Source organism: Arachnia rubra, assembly GCF_019973735.1.
Classification (GTDB): Bacteria; Actinomycetota; Actinomycetes; order Propionibacteriales; family Propionibacteriaceae; genus Arachnia; species Arachnia rubra.
In genome coordinates this window covers 2,167,619-2,185,780 of sequence record NZ_AP024463.1, presented here as the reverse complement: position 1 = coordinate 2,185,780, position 18,162 = coordinate 2,167,619, and the positions used below count along the sequence as shown (strand labels likewise).

The 18,162-nt window shown below is 62.4% G+C and carries 17 protein-coding genes, 3 tRNA genes and 1 pseudogene; 8 read left to right on the top strand and 13 right to left on the bottom strand.

All coding sequences use genetic code 11. The annotated features are described in order from the left end of the window. Positions 1-43 precede the first annotated feature (43 nt). The 3 genes from SK1NUM_RS10040 to SK1NUM_RS10030 are packed head-to-tail and all read right to left on the bottom strand — an operon-like array spanning position 44 to position 5,341. Entirely contained in the window at positions 44-2,002 is a 1,959-nt protein-coding gene (locus SK1NUM_RS10040) for an SWIM zinc finger family protein (RefSeq protein ID WP_212321658.1), read from the bottom strand. Further along, a complete protein-coding gene (locus SK1NUM_RS10035; RefSeq protein WP_212321657.1) occupies positions 1,999-3,096 on the bottom strand; it encodes a VWA domain-containing protein in 1,098 nt (365 codons plus the stop codon). The genes SK1NUM_RS10040 and SK1NUM_RS10035 overlap by 4 nt, the downstream gene beginning before the upstream one ends. Beyond that, positions 3,089-5,341, bottom strand: coding sequence for a DUF5682 family protein (locus tag SK1NUM_RS10030; protein ID WP_212321654.1), 2,253 nt, complete (start codon positions 5,339-5,341; stop codon positions 3,089-3,091). The genes SK1NUM_RS10035 and SK1NUM_RS10030 overlap by 8 nt, the downstream gene beginning before the upstream one ends. A gap of 162 nt (positions 5,342-5,503) precedes the next feature. Between SK1NUM_RS10030 and SK1NUM_RS10025 the strand changes: the two genes are divergently transcribed. The 3 genes from SK1NUM_RS10025 to SK1NUM_RS10015 all read left to right on the top strand — a co-directional run bounded on the left by SK1NUM_RS10025 (position 5,504) and on the right by SK1NUM_RS10015 (position 7,467). Then, positions 5,504-5,983 (top strand): dihydrofolate reductase, encoded by a 480-nt coding sequence (locus tag SK1NUM_RS10025; RefSeq protein ID WP_212321652.1) that lies wholly within the window; start codon positions 5,504-5,506, stop codon positions 5,981-5,983. A gap of 33 nt (positions 5,984-6,016) precedes the next feature. Then, on the top strand, positions 6,017-7,372 hold the full coding sequence (locus tag SK1NUM_RS10020) for a DNA polymerase IV (protein WP_212321650.1): 1,356 nt from the start codon (positions 6,017-6,019) through the stop codon (positions 7,370-7,372). Between the two features lie 14 nt (positions 7,373-7,386). Continuing rightward, a tRNA-Leu gene (locus SK1NUM_RS10015) sits at positions 7,387-7,467 on the top strand. Between the two features lie 57 nt (positions 7,468-7,524). Here the strand turns inward: SK1NUM_RS10015 and SK1NUM_RS10010 are convergent. Then, positions 7,525-8,109, bottom strand: a complete 585-nt coding sequence (locus SK1NUM_RS10010) for a DUF1707 domain-containing protein (RefSeq protein WP_212321648.1) — start codon at positions 8,107-8,109, stop codon at positions 7,525-7,527. Positions 8,110-8,203: 94 nt separating this feature from the next. Between SK1NUM_RS10010 and pdxH the strand changes: the two genes are divergently transcribed. Next, positions 8,204-8,839, top strand: a complete 636-nt coding sequence (gene pdxH / locus SK1NUM_RS10005) for a pyridoxamine 5'-phosphate oxidase (protein ID WP_212321646.1) — start codon at positions 8,204-8,206, stop codon at positions 8,837-8,839. A gap of 38 nt (positions 8,840-8,877) precedes the next feature. On the opposite strand, the gene SK1NUM_RS10000 is transcribed toward pdxH, so the two are convergent. Both SK1NUM_RS10000 and SK1NUM_RS15240 read right to left on the bottom strand, forming a co-directional pair. Continuing rightward, the gene (locus SK1NUM_RS10000) at positions 8,878-10,221 is read right to left on the bottom strand and encodes a BCCT family transporter (RefSeq protein ID WP_263407052.1); all 1,344 of its coding nucleotides are present in this window, start codon (positions 10,219-10,221) and stop codon (positions 8,878-8,880) included. A 112-nt stretch (positions 10,222-10,333) separates the two neighbouring features. Continuing rightward, positions 10,334-10,633, bottom strand: a pseudogene (locus SK1NUM_RS15240) (BCCT family transporter); the annotation flags it as partial. 195 nt (positions 10,634-10,828) lie between these two features. On the opposite strand from SK1NUM_RS15240, the gene SK1NUM_RS09995 reads away from it, so the two are divergent. Then, positions 10,829-11,146, top strand: a complete 318-nt coding sequence (locus tag SK1NUM_RS09995; RefSeq protein WP_212321641.1) for a hypothetical protein — start codon at positions 10,829-10,831, stop codon at positions 11,144-11,146. Positions 11,147-11,158: 12 nt separating this feature from the next. Then, positions 11,159-11,353, top strand: coding sequence for a hypothetical protein (locus tag SK1NUM_RS09990; protein ID WP_212321639.1), 195 nt, complete (start codon positions 11,159-11,161; stop codon positions 11,351-11,353). On the opposite strand, the gene SK1NUM_RS15310 is transcribed toward SK1NUM_RS09990, so the two are convergent. Both SK1NUM_RS15310 and SK1NUM_RS09980 read right to left on the bottom strand, forming a co-directional pair. Further along, positions 11,326-11,985 (bottom strand): IMPACT family protein, encoded by a 660-nt coding sequence (locus tag SK1NUM_RS15310; RefSeq protein WP_212321637.1) that lies wholly within the window; start codon positions 11,983-11,985, stop codon positions 11,326-11,328. The genes SK1NUM_RS09990 and SK1NUM_RS15310 overlap by 28 nt on opposite strands. Next, entirely contained in the window at positions 11,978-12,457 is a 480-nt protein-coding gene (locus tag SK1NUM_RS09980) for a peroxiredoxin (protein ID WP_212321635.1), read from the bottom strand. The genes SK1NUM_RS15310 and SK1NUM_RS09980 overlap by 8 nt, the downstream gene beginning before the upstream one ends. A 64-nt stretch (positions 12,458-12,521) precedes the next feature. On the opposite strand from SK1NUM_RS09980, the gene SK1NUM_RS09975 reads away from it, so the two are divergent. After that, positions 12,522-12,821 carry a DUF3618 domain-containing protein gene (locus tag SK1NUM_RS09975; RefSeq protein WP_212321633.1) on the top strand — a complete coding sequence of 100 codons (300 nt, stop codon included), beginning with the start codon at positions 12,522-12,524 and terminating at the stop codon, positions 12,819-12,821. Between the two features lie 41 nt (positions 12,822-12,862). On the opposite strand, the gene SK1NUM_RS09970 is transcribed toward SK1NUM_RS09975, so the two are convergent. From SK1NUM_RS09970 to bioB, 3 genes are all read right to left on the bottom strand, one after another. Beyond that, positions 12,863-12,935, bottom strand: a tRNA-Lys gene (locus tag SK1NUM_RS09970). Between the two features lie 22 nt (positions 12,936-12,957). Beyond that, positions 12,958-13,030, bottom strand: a tRNA-Lys gene (locus SK1NUM_RS09965). 175 nt (positions 13,031-13,205) lie between these two features. Beyond that, positions 13,206-14,258 carry a biotin synthase BioB gene (bioB, locus tag SK1NUM_RS09960; RefSeq protein WP_212321632.1) on the bottom strand — a complete coding sequence of 351 codons (1,053 nt, stop codon included), beginning with the start codon at positions 14,256-14,258 and terminating at the stop codon, positions 13,206-13,208. 239 nt (positions 14,259-14,497) lie between these two features. On the opposite strand from bioB, the gene SK1NUM_RS09955 reads away from it, so the two are divergent. After that, positions 14,498-15,046, top strand: coding sequence for an NADPH-dependent FMN reductase (locus SK1NUM_RS09955; protein ID WP_212321630.1), 549 nt, complete (start codon positions 14,498-14,500; stop codon positions 15,044-15,046). Positions 15,047-15,122: 76 nt separating this feature from the next. On the opposite strand, the gene SK1NUM_RS09950 is transcribed toward SK1NUM_RS09955, so the two are convergent. Both SK1NUM_RS09950 and SK1NUM_RS09945 read right to left on the bottom strand, forming a co-directional pair. Further along, positions 15,123-16,142, bottom strand: a complete 1,020-nt coding sequence (locus SK1NUM_RS09950) for a zinc-dependent alcohol dehydrogenase family protein (protein ID WP_212321628.1) — start codon at positions 16,140-16,142, stop codon at positions 15,123-15,125. A gap of 635 nt (positions 16,143-16,777) precedes the next feature. Then, complete coding sequence (locus SK1NUM_RS09945; RefSeq protein WP_212321627.1) at positions 16,778-18,094, bottom strand: NAD(P)/FAD-dependent oxidoreductase; 1,317 nt, start codon at positions 18,092-18,094, stop codon at positions 16,778-16,780. Between the last annotated feature and the right edge of the window lie 68 nt (positions 18,095-18,162).

The following is an 18,162-nucleotide window of genomic DNA, read 5'->3' as shown; positions in this document are numbered from 1 at the left end:
CCAGGAAGCTTAAAGGGAGGCGCCGACATTTTTCGAGGACCCCTCAGACCAGCGGCTGCCCCAACGCTAGGACCAGCAGCAGCTGTTCAATCCGGCCCGGATCCTGGTCAGTCAGGAACGCCTCCACGTGATCAGCTATCAGCCGGCTGCCGGCCCGCTGGGCCTGCCGGATGAACTCCCGCCAGCCGTCATCGTGACGGTATATCCGGTCGGCCCCGGCGACCAGCAACTCGCCAAGGAGACTGGCCAGTTCCTGCAGCAACGCGCCTGGACTGGTGAGCTTCGGCTGTCCGGTGTCGCCAACGCTCAGCCTCAGCTCCAGTGCAGTCGGCTCTGCTATGTGGGGCTGGAACGGCACTTCGTCGCCGACCAACAGCAGGGGATCCACCGCGGGCTGCCGGGCACCCCACCGCCACCGGCCTGACACGAAGGCCTCTGCCGGGAAGGCTCTTTCCCAGCTCAGCAGACGGGCCAGAGTGGCTCGTACGCTTCCGTCACGCCGGGCACTGTGCCTGAGCGTCAGCCGCAATGGCTGCCCTGCCGCGTCCAGCAGCTCTGCCACCAGGCAGGAGCTGGCTGGGTCGAAATGGATGTTCCTGACCCCGGTGACCCGGCAGGCCGCGAGATCCGTACCCGCCGAGCGATCGTCGAGGACGGCGGGCAGGCGCGTCTGCTGGGTGGCGAGCTCAGCCACCGTCTCCACCCGGAACGGGGCCTCCAGCTGGTCGATCGCCCCAGCAGGCAATCCCACCGCTGGGCGGTTGGTGTGTGAGAAGTCCCCGTGGCCGAACATCCGGCCACCCAACGACATCACCTGCCCACCAGCCCAGCTTCCGATAGCGATACCTGCGACCACGCTGCCGGCGAGACGTGACGATGACTTGCCATCCTCGTCCGTGATCCGTTTCGTGACTCGCATCGGGCTGCCACTGCGGGCATCGACCAGGTAGGCAACCAGGCGGCAATCGGTGTCCAGCTCGATGAACTCGGTGCCCAGACCGATGAGCCGTGCCTTGGACACCCGAGTGTCCTGGGCTGGGGAACCCGCGACCAGGCGGTCTGGTACCCGCTGCGGAGCGCCATTGCTTAACGATGCGGTCCGAGCCAGCAGCTCAGCCGCCAAGCTGACCAGCCGTGACGGGGTGAACTCCTGGCTGCGGGCCTCGTAGCGGGCCAGCTCATCCAGCAGCTCATCTAGGACGCCGGCAACGTGATGTAGCTCGGCCTCGCGGGCTCTGGACGCCAAGCGCCGCCAGACTCCGCGCAGATTCCGGTGTCCTGCTTCTGCCCCGACTGTCACCAGCTCCTTCACGGCGTGCCAGATCTCTGCGAGCAGCACAGGATCTGGTCGCCAGGCATCCCCTGCCACACAGACCAGCCCAGTCTCACCGAAACCGCGTCCCCCCGCTGCCGCGACAGCCATAGCGACGTGGAGACAGGGGTCGGGGTCACGGCAGGTGCAGCGCACATAGTTGAGGTCGGCCCCGGCCAGGAAACGTACCGAGACAGGGACTGGGTGATGGATGCGCACCACCGTGATACCTCTGACGCTTCCGACATGGGCCAGCAGTCCCTGCCTGATCAACTCACCAGCCTGCCGGAGAGCCGTGGCTGTGAGGCTGGCTTCCAAAGCATCCTGGGTGATGGCCGCAGGATCGAAGGAGTCAGCATTCGCTGGCTCCGGGGAGTCACAGGGATCGGCCTTGGGGGCCTTTTTGGCCTCTGGCGCGGATTGACTGGCTTGGTAGTGCAGGACTGCGCGGATGATGTGGCGGCAGTTGCTCGCGGCCAGGCAGGTGCAGCTCCACTCTGCGAACGGCCGGTCCGCATACAGGACGCAGGTGGTGTCATCGCCTGCGGTCACCGTCACTGTGCCATTCTCGGCTTCCATCACGTCGAGGGTGGTGGTGCCGAGCTCCTTGCGGGCTCGTCGTAGGGTTCCCTTGTTGGTCAGGTCCTCTAGCGCGGTTTCGCTCAGCGCAAGCAGGTCGGGCCGGGTCACCGGATTGCCTCCGCGACCCAGTCGGCCAGCTCGTAGGGGGTCATGGACCCCACCTGCGCTCCTCTGCTCGCCAAACGCTGGCCCAGAGCCTGGTCCAGGGAGGCAGCTCCTGTCGCATTCAATGCTCCCAGGATCAGCACCCTGCTGCCTCCCTGCACCATCCGGGTGACGCACTGGATCAGCTCATGCTCTGAACCACCTTCGTAGAGGTCGGTGATGAGCACCACCATCGCCCGCCGCGGCTCGGTGATCAGCGATTCTGCGTAGCGCATCGCCCTCCCGATGTCGGTGCCACCACCGAGCTGCACTTTCATCAGCGTCTCCACGGGATCGTTGACATCCGAGGTGAGATCCACCACTGCCGTGTCGAAGGCGATCAGATGGCTTTTGAAAGCTGGGAGTCCATGGAAGATAGAGGCCGTGACCGCGGCGTGGATCACTGATTCGGCCATTGAGCCCGACTGGTCCACCGCCACGATGAACTGCCATTTCTCCGACTGCCTACGGGTGCGTGAATAGAAGACTGGCTCCGAGATGACCAGCTGCTTTGTCTGGGCCGAGTAGTTCTTCAGATTGGCGCGGATGGTGCGTTTCGGATCGAAGTTCGCCGCCACCTTGAAGAAGCTACGCCGGTTGGGATCCCGGCGTCCGGTGAGGGCGCGACGGATCCGGGGACGCATCCTCTCCACCAGCTCAGCGATCACCTTCCTGACGATCTGCCGGGCGGCTTGGAGGACTTCAGAGTTCATCAGGTGTTTAGTCTTGAGGATCGCCTGCAGCAGGGTCTCGGAGGGCTCGACCCGCTCCAGGAGGTCTTTGTTCGTGACCATCTCCACCATGCCGTAGCGCTCCAGGGCGTCTTCCTCGATCAGCTCAATGGTGCGTTTCGGGAAGAGAGTGTGCACCTCATTGATCCAGGTGGGAATGCTCAGTGATGACCCCTCGCCGCTGGCTCCGCAGCCACTGTTCTGGTTCTCCCTGTCGTACAGGTACCCCAGGGCATCGCACTGGGCCTGCTGCCTCGGACCCAGATCACCGAGCTGTTCTGAGCCCCGTCCCAATACGAGCCGCCACCGCGTCAGCCGCTCATCCATGCCGCCTCCCGAGGAAGCGATCGATCGTTGCTGCGATCACCGATTCGAACTCGGTGATAGCTGCCGCGTCCTCCGCCGAGCCCGAGAAGGGTAGGAGCGCCGATCCAGCGGCCTCTCCCAGAATCAGCTGGGCCACCTGGAAGCGTTCGCGCGGGGTGTAACGGCTGAAGGCACGACGCAGTCCTGGCAGGGAGGCGTAGAAGACCTCGTCACTGAGGCCGCTCAGGATCTCATCAAGGCGCAGAAGCGCCTCCGGCCGTCGTAGCGCCGCCTCCCGTGCGACACCCAGGAGGCCAGCCACGAAATCGCCGAGCTGTTCTGGCACCGCCACCACCGACAGCAGTGAGGCGATCTCCGGATCCGGTCGTGCTCCAGCCAGCCACTGTGCGCCCAGCGCTGCTCCCCTGACGGTGGGTGCCTGTCTGTCGTCGTCCACCACTCCTGACAGCGCTTGATGGTAGGCATCGATGTCATAGGACAGGTTCTCCCCGACCCGCTCGGCACTGTCAGTCAACTGGCAGATTGCCTGGATGAATTTTTCAAGCTCTGGGCCTTCCGGAAGCGGTGCCAGACGCTCCAACAGGCGCACCGAACGGTCGAAGGCCGTCGCCAGCAGCTGCCCTAGATCGACCCGGCCGGTGGCCCGCAGAATCGGGTCGTAACGGTAGAGCCGCATCAGCACACCGACAGCAGCGCCGGTTCTTATCAGGTCACCTGACGTGGCCAGCAAGGTCTTAGTACGGGCCTGGAGACTGACTGACAGCCGCGCGACTCCGCACAGGGCTGCCTCCAGGACGAGGTCCGCAGCCGCAGCGGGGTCAGAGGTGATGTCAGCGGCCCGGGCCAGCAGGCGAGCCGTGACAGCTTGCTCCCGGTTACCGCCGTAGCGGGCGGCCTCTACCAGGGATCCCTCAAAGGATGGGGTCCAAGCCAGGTGCCAGCGCTCGACCCCATCACGATCAGCTGCGGACGTGAGCTTGACCCCCGGGATGCCTAGGGCGACCAGGGAATGCAGCAGACGTGACCAGCGTAGGCCGGTGTCGGTGGGAAGGTCAGCGGCCTCCTCTCGGCTCTTCGGGCTGGGCAGCAGCCCGAGGGACTCAAGCCCAGTGCGCAGCTCAACCGTGAGCGGTGGCTGCCGGGTGCCGTCAGCCAGGCGTCCCAGACGATCGCCACGCAGGGCATCGCGGACGTGGTGCAGCAGTGGGTGGTCTTGGCCAGAGTCGTCCTTGACCAAGGCAGTTGTGATGCCCTCCACGAGGTCAGTGCGCCAAACCTGCTGATGACCCCGGAGCTGGGCGAGGGCTCCGGCAGTTGTCTGGACTGCGATCAGGTCGGCGGGGGAGAGGAACTGCCTGGCTTTGCGCAGGCTGGTCACCACCTCTGCCAGCAGCTCCTCGCTGGTGCCATGCCGGCCTTCGGCACGGTCGCGGTACAACCGGTCGTAGAAACCCGGGTTCGGCTGGCCTGCGTCGTAGCCGTCGAGGGCATCTAGAGCCGCATAGGAGGTCGGTGTCAGCGCGATGCCGTAGCGGTCGTCATCGGGTGGGGGCGTCCAGATCTCCACCGGTTTCACCTCACCACGCAGCAACGTCTGCAAGCCGTCAATATGCGCAGCACCGCAGATCACCAGTAGATCGTCGCCAAAATACCGCTGGGCAGCTGCTATGCGATGGGCCATGTGTGCCTCGCGAGCTTCAGTCTCTGGGTCAGGCGCGCCACGCAAAATCGACCCGAGCAGCCCAATCCGCTCCCGGTGGGTCTCCAGCGACAGTTCCGGATCGACCTCGAGCAGTTCATCGAACAGGCTGGCCATGTCATCAACGCCGAACTCGCGTGCGAGTCTCTCAGCCGCCTCGCGGATGGGCGCGGCCTCGGCATAGCGGTTCTCCGCAACGGCTATATCAGCGAAAGCCAGCCACGGCAGGTCGATGAACTCGACCGGTACGCCCTGACGGTGCGCGGTACGCAGCGCAGCCCACTCCGGGCTGTAACTGGTCAGGGGATAGAAGCTTCCCCGGCGGATACCCCACTCAGCGCTGTCCTCGGGAGCATCCGGGAACATCGGAGCCCACGAGTAGAGCATGACCGGCAACTCATGGCCGAGCATCAGCTCTTCCAAGCGCGGGTTGTACTCGGTGGGTCCCTCGATGAGAACCGCGGAAGGCGGTGCGTCGGCGATTCTCTGGGCGACGAGACGTGCCGCTGTGGGCGAATGATGCCTGACCCCGAAGAACTCGATCACGCCGTCATTCTGCCCGAGGCTCCCGACTTTTCCGGTCAGTCCGGTGAGCTGCGCAGGCGACGGCCTCCTGAGCGCTGAGCAGAACCACCTGGCGCAGGTAATCTTCAGGAGGCAGGATCATCTGGCGCAGGCCAGGGCTGGTGTTGACGCTTGGGAGGGCTGATGCGGATAGTCGCAATCGCGGCCGTTGCCGACAATGGTGTGATCGGTTCCGGGGAGGACATGCTCTGGCACATCCCCGCCGACTTCCGGCGCTTCAAGGCTGTGACCACAGGCAACACCCTGATCTTTGGGCGCCGCACCCATGAACAAACCGGCTGGCTGCCTGACCGGCGCATCATCGTCGTCACCCGGCAACCGGACTGGACTGACGAGGGAGTCGAGGTCGCGCACTCCCTTGAGGAGGCGATCCAGCTTGCCCAGACAACCCCCGAGAAAACCTGCTTCATCGGAGGTGGTGGAGAGATCTACGCTGCGGCATGGCCCTACCTGACTGAGCTGGACATCACCAACGTCCACCAGGAACCAGAGGGAGCCGCGACATTCCCGCTGGTCACGTCGCACGAGTGGACTGAGGTCAGCCGCGAGATCCATGAGGGATATGACTTTGTGCGGTACCTGCCGAGCCCAGCCGTCGACTGAATTCAGTCGGGGCTGGCCGCTAACCTGACTTTCATGCGCGCCACTCCCAGCATCCTGCACCTGGATCTGGATGCTTTCTTCGCAGCGGTTGAGCAGCGCGACAAGCCCAGTCTGAGGGGCAAACCTGTGATCGTCGGAGGTGCCGGGCCGCGTGGAGTGGTGGCCACTGCCAGCTACGAGGCCCGGGTTTTCGGGGTGCGATCCGCCATGTCAGGGACGGAGGCCAGGCGCCGTTGCCCACACGCCGCCTTCCTGGGCGGCCGCTTCAGGGCCTACCGGCAGTCATCGGATGCTGTGATGGAACTGCTACGGGAGATCTCACCCCTGGTGGAGCCACTCAGCCTGGATGAGGCATACGTTGACCTTGAAGCCAGCGACTGGGACCTTGGGAAACTCGACGAACACGTCACACAGCTGCGAGCGGAGCTGACTAGGCGCACAGCCGGGCTGACCGCATCGGTCGGAGTGGGCAGCAGCAAGTTCCTGGCCAAACTGGGATCGGAGGCGGCCAAACCCGATGGCGTCCGGATCATCGTTCCCGGCGAGGAGACGGAGTTCATCTCTCCAAAGCCAGTGCGAGCCATCCCCGGGGTCGGGCCGGTGACGGAGGCGAAACTGCTGACACTCGGGTTGGTGACTGTGGCAGACCTGAGAGCTGCCGATCCCCGTGAATTGGTGCGTGAACTGGGCCATGCCGTCGGCGAATCGCTCTATCTGCTCGCACACGGCCGTGATGACCGTCAGGTCAAGGCGGAGAGGGAAGCGAAATCCATCTCCATGGAGGACACCTTCCCCGCCGACCTCACCGACCGAAACCAGTTGGCTGTGATACTCAGGCGCGACGCGGAGTCCGTCGCGGGACGGCTGCAGCGGGCAGGGCTGTTCGCTCGCACTGTCGCAGTCAAAGTCCGGCTGGCGGACTTCACCACGGTTTCGAAAGCCAGGTCTCTCGGTGGGGCAACCGACCGTAGTGAGGTGATCGGCCATGTCGGTGAGGAACTACTCGCCGAAGTCGATGTACGCAGTGGGGTGAGGCTGCTTGGCATCGGCGTGAGCAACTTCACCCGTGCCGCCCAGGAGCGCCTGTTCGATGATGAGTCGCCAGCCGCCGGGGAAACCGAGACCGAGATCAAGATGGATACCTCCGGGGTGCGGGGTAGGGGATTCTTCCCCGGAGCGGACGTGATCCATGAGCAGATGGGACGCGGCTGGGTGTGGGGATCCGGCCTGGGCCGGGTAACAGTCCGTTTCGAAACCAGATGTTCTGGATCTGGTCCGGTCCACACCATCCTGGCGGATGACCCGTCGCTGCGGCTCGCCGAGGACTTGCCCAGCCTGCCCGCAGCCAGGCCTGAGACAGAGACAGGGATGAGGCACAGCACCCGGTAAACTGATCCCCGCTGACCGACGTGGTGGAATTGGTAGACACGCAGGATTTAGGTTCCTGTGCCTTGCGCGTGAGGGTTCGAGTCCCTTCGTCGGTACTTACAAAGTGTTCCGCCAACTTTGACCCACCAGGTGGTCTCTCGCTTCTGCAATGGTTACAGGCCCAGTTCTCCGGCCATACTGTCGACAGCCTCCTTGGCGGTGATCAGGCTAGCCCCAGTCAGCTCCCGGTAGCGTTTGATTGCAGCGATCTTCTGGTTCCGCCGGATCAGCGTGATCACCTCATGGCGTCCCTGATGCTGGAGCGGGACAGGCTGCTGATGCGGGATGCGGTGACCCGATTTCCTATCCTTGCCGGACTTGGACATAAAGAACCAGCCCGCACCGATGAGAAACATCCAGAAGAGCCAGTGATGGGACAGTATCCCCAGGACCAGCAACGTCACGATGATGACTAACGGCGTATTCCACTGTTGCCGTTTCGCGGGAGTGTTGCCGTCAGCGGCGGTTTGCGGCAGGGGAGACGGTGCGGCGTTGTATCCCAGGTCACCTGGCACACGTCCGGGAAGATCACTGAACAAGAGAGCGATATCCCCCTGGGTCCTTGCGTTCAACGCCATGGACATGCGTTCATCGAACTCCTCAGCGGTGATCCGACCAGCGCTCATATGTTCACGCAGCAGCTCAATCGCCTCGTCACGTTCGGAGTCCCCGATACGCAGGTTGTCTTCACCGGCCATGTGATAAACAGTAGCGGGCCTGAGAAAGAACACTGCGTTCATGTCACCTGTCGCGCACTCCATTCGTGCACGGCCCTTCTGAAAGACTGGTGCTATGAGTCTTCACGATGTGCGACGCGACTATAGCGGGGATGTGCTGCCACAGGACCTGGCCTCTTTCGAGCCATGGAAGTTCTTCACCAGATGGATGGATGATGCAATCGCGGCTGAAGAGGTGGAGCCGAACGCCATGCTTCTGGCCACCATCGGCTTGGATGGACGCCCACGTTCCCGGGTGGTATTGCTGAAGGACGCGTCTTCACAGGGTTTGGTGTTCTTCACCCACTACACCTCGCCCAAAGGTGAGGAGCTGGCTGCCAATCCGGTTGCTTCCGCAACGTTCTGGTGGCCTGTGCTGATGCGCCAGGTGCGAGCGGTGGGCACGGTGACGAGACTCAGCCGCTCCGAGAACGAGGCATACTTCTCCGAACGTCCCCGGGCCAGCCAGATAGGGGCGTGGGCGTCGCGGCAGTCCGCTCCCGTCACCTCCCGTGACGAGCTGCTTGAGGCAGCCGTCCAGGCCGCGGCCCGGTTCGAGGGTGTTGATGTCCCGTGCCCGCCTGCATGGGGTGGGTACCGCATTGACGTCGACGAGTTCGAGTTCTGGCAGGGCCAGTCCGGCAGGCTCCACGACCGTGTCCTGGCCAAGCGCACCGGCGATGCCTGGGAGGCCACACACATTCAGCCCTGACCGGGAATCTCGGCCAGGGCTGAAACGAGTGGGGAGGGTTATTTCTTCGAGTGTTCTGATTCGCGTCCCTTGCGCCGCCGGAGTTTGATCCGTAGCGGTTTGCGAACCTTTGGGGCTGTATCGGAGGACTCGTCGACTACTGTGATGACCTGATCCTCTAGGTGATCGACCACAGACTCTGTCACCTGTTCTGTAACCTTGTCGACTACATGCTCAGCCATCTCCCGGTGCAGTATCTGGTTTTCCAGTTTCAGTCGTTGTCTGTGTTCGCGGCTGAAGGCTCGTAATGTTGCGATGCAGGCCAGGACCATCACCACACTGAATGGCGCTGCGGCAAGGATCGTCATGGTCTGCAATGCCCCAAGACCCGCCGTCAGGTCACCTGACGACGCTCCTCCCCACAACAGCACAGCCGCGATGCCGCCGCCCAGCACTGCCCACATCACCCGGGTCAGTACGGGTGGGTTTTGTTCTCCACCCGTCGCGATCATATCCACGACGAAAGCCGCTGAATCCGCGCTGGTCACGAAGAAGATCACCAGCAGGATCAGGAAGCCGACCACCAGCACGGTGTTCGCGGGTAGGTGGTTAAGCACCTCGAACAGCGCGGTGACGCTGTTGACCTTCCCATCCGAGACGATGTTGCCCGGGCCGTACAGCTGCTGCCACAAGGCTGTTCCGCCCATGATCGAGAACCACAGGAAAGTGACCAGCGCAGGCACGGCGAGCACTCCCATGACGAACTCGCGGACAGTCCGCCCTCGCGAGATACGGGCGATGAAGATGCCGACGAACGGCGACCAGCTTATCCACCAGCCCCAGTAGTAGGTGGTCCAGGACCCAAGCCAGGTCTCGCCTGGAGCTCCCTGGTAAGGCAACGTCCGGAAACTCAGGCTGACAAAATTGCTCATGTAGTCGCCAATGGTCTGGACGAACTCGCGCAGCACGAACAGAGGCTGACCCAGCACCAGCACAGCGATGGCGAGCACGGCGGCCAGCACCAGGTTTGTGTTCGACAGCCATTTGATGCCGCGGTCCAGTCCGCTGAGTACCGAGCAGGTGGCCAGTGAAGTGATGATGACGATGACAACCATCAGCACCCAGATGTTCGACTGCAGTATCCCGAGGTGCTCCAGCCCGGCACTGAACTGCGAGGCACCGAAACCAAGCGAAGCGGCAACTCCGAAGAGAGTCCCGACGATAGCGAAGACATCAACGACATCCCCTATCCAGCCGCGCACATGACGGCCGAACAGCGGCTCCAGCGCCCATCTCAGCGACACCTTCCGCCCCTTCCGGTGCACTGTGTAGGCGATGGCCAGGCCTACGACGATGTAGACGGCCCAGGCTGACAACCCCCAGTGAAGGAAAGACGTGGTCATGGCTGCCTGTGCTTTCTCCGCATCGGGAGTGTCTGCCGGCGTACCGGGCGGGGGGGGAGGCGTAGTGGCTCAGTGGCTCTGCGACTCCCCAGAACACGAGGCCGATTCCCATGCCAGCTGCGAAAAGCATGGCGAACCAGCTGACCAGTGAATAGGCGGGTGGGTCATCATCTTTTCCGAGTGTGATGTTGCCATAAGGGCCGAAGGCCACAAGCAAGGCGAACGCTACGAAGCCAGCAACGATCAGGCTGTAGTACCAGCCCAGGTCGTTGACCACGGAGGTGTTCGCGTCTTTGAGGATGTCGCCCAGCCAACGCGGAGCCAACGCCGCGACTCCGACGAAACCCAGCACGAGTACCGCAGTCGGCGCCGCGACCGCTATCTTCCAGGGACTCTTCTGCTGTTGAACCATTCGGCTAGTCTTTCAGAAGTTGGGAGCAAACTTTCGTTAGCTCCAGGTGTAACCTTCGTTATCGACCCCATTTCAGGGGTGCGAACCCCTTACATGGCCTGGTTGATGTGAGTAGAGTCAAGGCCAGCCAGGGTCGGGGTTGAGATCCTAGCGAGTCCGTTGGCTTCGTGCGAAGATGCAGAAAGGAACTCAGAGGTGAGCGAGCCAGCCACACCAGTCCCTCCGCAGGTATCTCAGGTTCCAAGCCAGTCTTTCCAGCCTCCTGCGCCACTTCGCTCCTTCACTGCGACCCCAGGCAAGGTGACGCCGGGAGCCTGGGCATACGAGACCGCCATGAGGGTCTTTCAGGCTCTCCTCGGCCTCCTGCTCATAGTCGGTGGTGGCCAGATCGGGTTCCCGTTCGGGATGGGGTATGGCTCAGGCGGCAATGGTGGGTTCTTCCAGGCGCTCATCGTGCTCATCGGGATCGCCCTCTTGGTTGCGGGCATCGTCAGGCCTTTCAAACTACGTTGACTGGCCGCACCGGTGCTGAACTACCTCCGGATGGGTTTGCTGCTCATCGTCGTTATCGCAGGCCTGCTGCTCCCCATCACCGGCGAAGCGGTGATGGCATGGATAGCAGGAGGCGGTTTCATCCTGGTGCTGGTGCTCAGTCACCCGGCGGTGGGCAAATGTGCCGGGTCGGATCGGGATCAGGCTGGGCAGTCCACCCAGCGCTGACCTGACACCGTGGCCTTAAGCGAGCCTGTCGATAGGGCAGAGAGTGCAGAGTCGAATTCATCACGGCTGGTTGCTGGGATGGCGACGGTGACTTTGGCGCATTCACCCCACTCGATGCCCTCGACGAGGACCGCGGCTCCGGAGGGCAGCACCAACCCGCGTAGCGTGTCTTCCACCGTGCCGATGCTTGCGAAGCCGACCTCCAGGGTTAGCAGGGAACACAGCTTGACTCGCCGGGTTCCAGCAGCCTCGACTGCCTGCGCCACGGCGTCGGAGTAGGCCCGCACCAGTCCGCCAGCCCCCAGCTTGACGCCTCCGAAATACCGCGTCACCACAGCGACCACGTCGGTCAGATGGTGTGCGTGCAGCACGCTCAGCATCGGTGTTCCAGCAGTCCCGGCTGGTTCCCCGTCGTCGGAGGAACGCGAGATGCGGGCACCGGGCCCCAGTACAAAGGCTGAGCAGTGATGCCGGGCATCGAAGAATCTGGAACGCTGCCCATCGATCACGGCTCTGGCCGCTTCCTCGGTGGTGACGCGGCATAACCGGGTCAGGAACCGTGAACGTTTGATCTCCAGTTCCACGTCTACCCCGTGGCCGGCCTCTGCGTCGACAGTGAGGAACTCAGACACCGAGCTCGCGGCGTAGCTTTGCGACGTGTCCAGTTGCCCTCACGTTGTACTGAGCAACGCGGATCGTTCCCTCGCCCTGAGTGTTCACGTCGATCACGAAGGTGGAACGCAGCACCCCCTCGACCTCTTTGCCATACAGTTTCTTGACGCCAAAGGCGCCGTAGGCATCGAGCGCGCTGTGCTGCGGATCTGACAGCAAGGTGAAACCTACATCGGAGGTGGTCGTGAACTTGGCCAGCTTCTCGACAGTGTCGGGGGAGATCCCGATGATGCTGTACCCAGCCTTCGTGAAGGCCTCCTGAGCTTCTGTGAAATCCACAGCCTGGGTGGTGCAGCCTGGTGTCATCGCTGCAGGATAGAAATATACGATGACTGCGCGGGAGGAGTAATCGGCCAGTGAGACCGGTTTGCCGTCGGCATTGTTCAGTGTGAAGGCAGGTGCGATAGAGCCAGGGGTTAAACGCGCAGTCATGCCGTCAGTGTAGTTGGGCTTCAGCCTCTAAGCTGGTATCCGACTGCTGAAGTAAGGGGAAGCAATGGACAGCGACACCACTCGCACTGTGGATGAGATCCGCGCTGAGCTGGCCAGCAACCGGCAGGCCCTGGCGGGAGCCATGGGGGAATGCGTCGACTCTATGAAGCCAGCGAACATCGCTAGGCGCGGCATCGACGACGCCAAGAACCTCGTCGCTGGTGAGTTCAGGGCAGTCAGGGACGAGCTACAGGACGAGAACGGCTGGCGTGTGGATCGCCTGATGATTATAGGGGGAGCGATCCTCGGGGTGGTGCTGTTCGCTGCCACGCTCTCCGCGGTAGGACGCAGAAAACGCTCATGAACTTACGATAAAAGCCCCGGGAATCTGGGGCCTTTGCGCTGTACACCACCAGGGACTCGAACCCTGAACCCGCTGATTAAGAGTCAGCTGCTCTGCCAGTTGAGCTAGTGGTGCGCGGGCCAGCTTCCCGGCCCAGTACACCACCAGGGACTCGAACCCTGAACCCGCTGATTAAGAGTCAGCTGCTCTGCCAGTTGAGCTAGTGGTGCTTGCGCGAAGGCAAATAATACTCCTTTCACGGGGGTAAGTGAAATTCAGTGGGCTTTGAAGTGCCGGCAGGGTCCAGTGGGGCGAGGATGCCTGATCCATAGCGCCCCCAGGGGCTCGGAATCCTGGGGGCGACCACAGGCACTGTCTGCGTGAGGCTCCGGGGCCGCGAAGCCGCTAGGCGTTTGCTGGCTCCAGTGTGCCTGCTCCCCGGTGCCTGATCCTCGGGCGAATGCTGACCTCGTGTGCTGGTTCTTCCTGGCCTAGGACTGTGAAGCCGTAGTCTGCGATCATGGCCAGATCCTTGGCGCCGGCCTGCCCCTCGCTGGTGAGGTAGTCGCCCAGGAATAGGGAGTTGCAAATCTCCAGCGAAAGAGGCTGGAGGCTGCGAAGATGCTGCTCTCGCCCGGCTGCCACCCGTACTTCTTTGTCTGGATGGACGAAGCGAGTCATCGCCAATATGCGCAGGCAGCGCTGCGGGGTCAGCTCAGCATGGCCCGCCAGAGGAGTGCCGTCGAATGGCATCAGGAAGTTGACGGGAATCGAGTCTGCTTGGATCTTCTGCAGTGCGAAGACCACCTCGACCAGTTGCTCATCGCTTTCGCCCATCCCGGCGATCAGGCCTGAGCAGGCACTGAGTCCATGCTCTCGGGCGTGCTGGATGGTCTGCTCTCTGTCCTCGTAGCTATGGGTGGTGCAGACGTTTCCGTAATGGGATTTGGCTGTGTTCAGATTGTGGTTGTAGGCATCGGCGCCGGCGTTCGCGAGCCGTTCGGGCTGGCCCTTCTTCAACTGCCCCAAGCAGGCGCAAACCTCCACATCAGGATGCTCGGCCTTGATCTCGCCGATGATCTCCGCAACCTTGTCCACGTCGCGGTTGGACGGACCGCGGCCGCTGGCCACCAGACAGACGCGTTGTGCGCCGCCGGCTATCCCAGCCTCTGCAGCCGCCACGGCATCCTCGTTCCTGAGCCATCGGTATTTCAAAATCTCGGCTTGGGAACCAAGCCGCTGGGAGCAGTAGGAGCAGTCCTCTGGGCATAGCCCTGACTTGAGGTTGATGAGGTAGTTCACCTTCATGGTGGTGCCGAAATAATGCCGTCTCAGCTGGCCTGCCGCGGCAACGAGGGGCAGGGTCTGTGAATCTGGGAGGCGCAGTATCTCAAGTGCTTCCTCAGGGGTGATGGCGCGGCCCGCTATGACCTCGCCGGCGAGCTGATGCAGGTCCATGGTCTCTCCTCCATGACAGTTTGAACAGTGTTCAAACTAGCAGATCAGCTTGTCTCGAAAATCATCAGTGGGGCCAAGGTGTCAGCTTCACGGGGTCTGGCCGTATGGCTGAGGCAGGCAGAAGCCGTCGCCTGCCTCCTGCGGCCCTGAGGCGTGTTGATTCCTTGTACTCGCCGTGATCTTGGCCTCAGTGGGCAGCGGCGGCTGGTATAAATCCTTGAAGAGGAAAGGAAAATTCTATGAAGATTGGAATCATCGCAGGATCGACTCGGCAGGGGCGCAATTCCGCAGGTGTCGCGCACTGGGTGGCGCAGGGCGTGGCCGGGCGTGAGGGCGTGGAGTCTGTGCTGCTTGATCTCGCCACCTTCGAGCTGCCTATGTTCGATGCTCCGATGCCTCCCATGATGCTGAACCGCAAGTACGAGTCAGACGCGGTCAAGGCCTGGAGCCAGGCTGTTGATGACTGCGATGGGTTCATTTTCGTCCTGCCGGAATACAACCGTTCGGTTCCAGCGGTGTTGAAGAACGCAATTGACTGGCTAGCTCCCGAATGGATGGACAAGACCGCGGCGTGTGTGGGCTATGGCTCAGCCAACGGAATCCGTGCTGTTGAGCACTGCCGCAGCATTCTGACCAACTTCAACATGCACGTGATCCGCCCACAGGTTGCCCTGTCGATCTTCACCGACATCTCTGACGGTGCCGTGGTGCCCAGTGAGCGCCTTCAAGGGGATCTCAAGAACATGGTCGACGGTCTGGTCGCCGTCATCGCCCGCAGGCAGGCCTGAGGTATTCAATCCTGAGGTATTCAATACCGAAACGCCTTCCCAGCATGATCATGCTGGGAAGGCGTTTCTCTGCGGATCAGGGTTTCAGGAGCACCTTGATGGCGCGGCGCTCATCCATGGCCCTGTATCCCTTGGCTGCCTCGTCCAGAGGAAGGTGTAGGTCAAACACCTTCCCCGGGTTGATCCTTCCCGACAGGATGCGGTCGATCAGGTCCGGCAGGAAGCGACGCACAGGAGCGGGGCCACCGTGCAGGTGCACCTCGGTGCCGAACAACAGGCCACCGGGCAGATTCACGTCGTGGGAGACGCCGACGAAGCCGACGTGACCACCTGGGCGACAGGCCCCGATGGCCTGTTCCATGGACTGCTGAGTGCCAACCGCCTCGACGACGCTGTGGGCTCCCAGGCCATTGGTCAGGTCTTTGACCTGGGAAATGCCTTCTTCGCCACGTGCTTCCACGATGTCAGTCGCACCGAACTCCCGGGCGAGCGCCTGGCGCTGTGGGTTGCGCGACATGGCAATGATCTTTTCAGCGCCCAGCTCCCTGGCGGCCAGGATGGCCAGCAGCCCGACGGCGCCGTCACCCACGACCGCCACCGTCTTGCCTGGGCCAGCCTCGGCGGCAACTGCCCCGAACCAGCCGGTGCCAAGTACGTCGGATGCTGCCAGCAGCGAGGCCAACACCCCGGCATCGTCAGGACGGCCACCGGGCACAACGACGAGGGTGCCGTCAGCTTGTGGCACTCGGGCGAACTCGGCTTGTGTGCCTCCGACGAAGCCGCCGTTGACACATCGGGACTGGTAACCTGATTCGCAGATCTCGCACGTGTTGTCTGAGATGCAGAATGAACCGACCACGAAATCGCCGGGCTTGACTGAGGTCACAGCGGACCCAGTTTCCACCACGGTGCCGACATATTCGTGCCCCATGTGACGGTTGTCCGCGTCATCATGGCCTCGGTATGGCCACAGGTCTGAGCCGCAGATACAGGCGGCGGCGAGTTCGATGATCGCGTCAGTGGGTTCGATGATCTCCGGGCGCTCTGTCTCGGTGACGACCACATTGCCTGGCGCCTGCATTATTACTGCTCGCATGATGACTCCTGAGAAATTGTCGGACTGTGGGATGCGCAACCCAATCTATCCTCTGCCCTGAAAGACGTCCTTAAAGTTGGTCCTGTGTGTCTGGGTTGCTGGGTGCAAAATTGCGGTAATGAATTTCAGTTTCGCTAGCTGGGTGGTTGTACCGGCTTGGCGTTAATCGAGTAATGTCTTTTGAGGAAGTCGGTTACTTTGGCGATGTAGCCAGGGCGCTCAAGGAAATAACCACCGCAGTGATCAGCGCCTTCGAAGTCGATGAGTTCGACCGTGCCCGGACCGGCAGCGGCTGCCAGCTGCCTGGCGTGGGGGCGAAGAGGAGCGCGTTGTGCCCGGCCTGCGACAAGCCCGCTCCGATACCCAGCAGGTTCGCTTTGTTGCCGCGATGGCTATGACAACAGATCTGCTGTAGTGGGGAGTTAGGGTTCTCCAGCGACAACATCCACCCCGAGGCCGAGCTCGGAGGTCATCCAGCTCCGATTCGCACACTGCCCTCTTTCTCGGCCTGTAGGTTTCCCATCCCCAAAGTAGTTCATCGCTGATGCGCGTCTGGCCGGGAGCGATTGTGCGCTTCCTAGACGGCAAGGGTATTTCCCAGTTGTGCCTGATGCCTTGTTCACAGGCACAACTAATTAACCTCGTGCTGATGCCGTTCGGCGTTCGATGATGAGGTTGGCTGCCCACTTGCCTGCAAACGCTGCTGAATCCGTCCACGGCCAGGCCATGGAATCTCCCGCGAGGATGACCCGCCGGCCCTGGGCATGCTGACGATACGCCTGGATGTGTGAGAGCCGGCCTGGGGCGCTCCTGGGCATGGCATAGGGCACGCGTATGACGAGATTCCGGACGGGGTCCGTGATGAGTGCGTTTTCCAGCCCGGGAGCCCGTGTGAGTAGGGCGTTCCGTGAGAAGCTGATGATCTCGGCGTCTGACATGGCAGCCAGCTCATGTGCGGGCCGGTCCGCGAACATGCAGGTGACGACGTCCCCGGCGCCATGGGCGTGCCCGGCGCGACTGGCGACGCACATGGCGGCGAGAGGTCCTTCATCTGGGTGTGCCAGGACGCCGTAGGCGCCGCTCAGTTCGTCCGGGTGCAGGTGCCGGTCAGTGCCGAGGGCGACGAGGAGTCCTGCGCTATACGAGGTACGAGCAACAGCGGCCTCGAACCTGTTGGGGTCCGTTATGCCTGAGATATGTGGGCCGGGGACAGCCACGATCACGTTATCGGCCCTGAGCGTTCCGGTGCTCGTATGGACCGTGACTGAAGTTGCGCTCTCATCGATGTGGGTTGCCTTCACTCCTGTACGCAGATCGAGGCCGGCGGCGAGAGCATCCGTGAGGCTGGATAATCCCTCCGGCATCGTCAAGGTCTGTTGGCCTAGTCCATGGGCTGCCATCGCAGCCACTGCGGCGGCCGATGAGGCGTAGATGTCCTGGAAATAGAATCCGTTGTAGGCCGGGCGCCAGCCGCGTTCCGCGAAAGCCGTCAATTTCATTTTTTCCGACCATTCGCCGGCGGACAGTGAATCCAGGTCGACCCAGTCAAGGGGGTCGCAGGTTCCTCGATTCCGGCAGTGCATCGCGAACCGTGTGAGTCCTGGAAGCTGGGTAATCGTCGTCTTTAAAGGAAGAATTCCTGTGCGGATGGTAGTCATCGGGCGATCTGCACGAAATGCCCTGATGTGGCCGTCGATAATGATTGCGCTGTCGCTACGCACGGCTTGCAACTTGATTCCCAGGCTGCGGGAAAGTGGTGGGATCAGCCTGTAGGCGTCGGTGATGAAGTTGGCGCCAGTCTCGATGGTGCACTCGTTCATGTTGACTGAGTGAATGCGTCCCCCGGGGCGATCGGACGCCTCGAGGACAGTGACTTCTATCCCGGCTGAGCGTAGCTGCCACGCGGCTGTGAGCCCACTGATTCCAGCCCCGATGACCAGGACCTCGGACATGTCAGGCCTGCGTGATCCGGTTGAGAAGCCTGGTCATGCGTCGGTAGTGGTCGCTGGTCCTCTCAGCC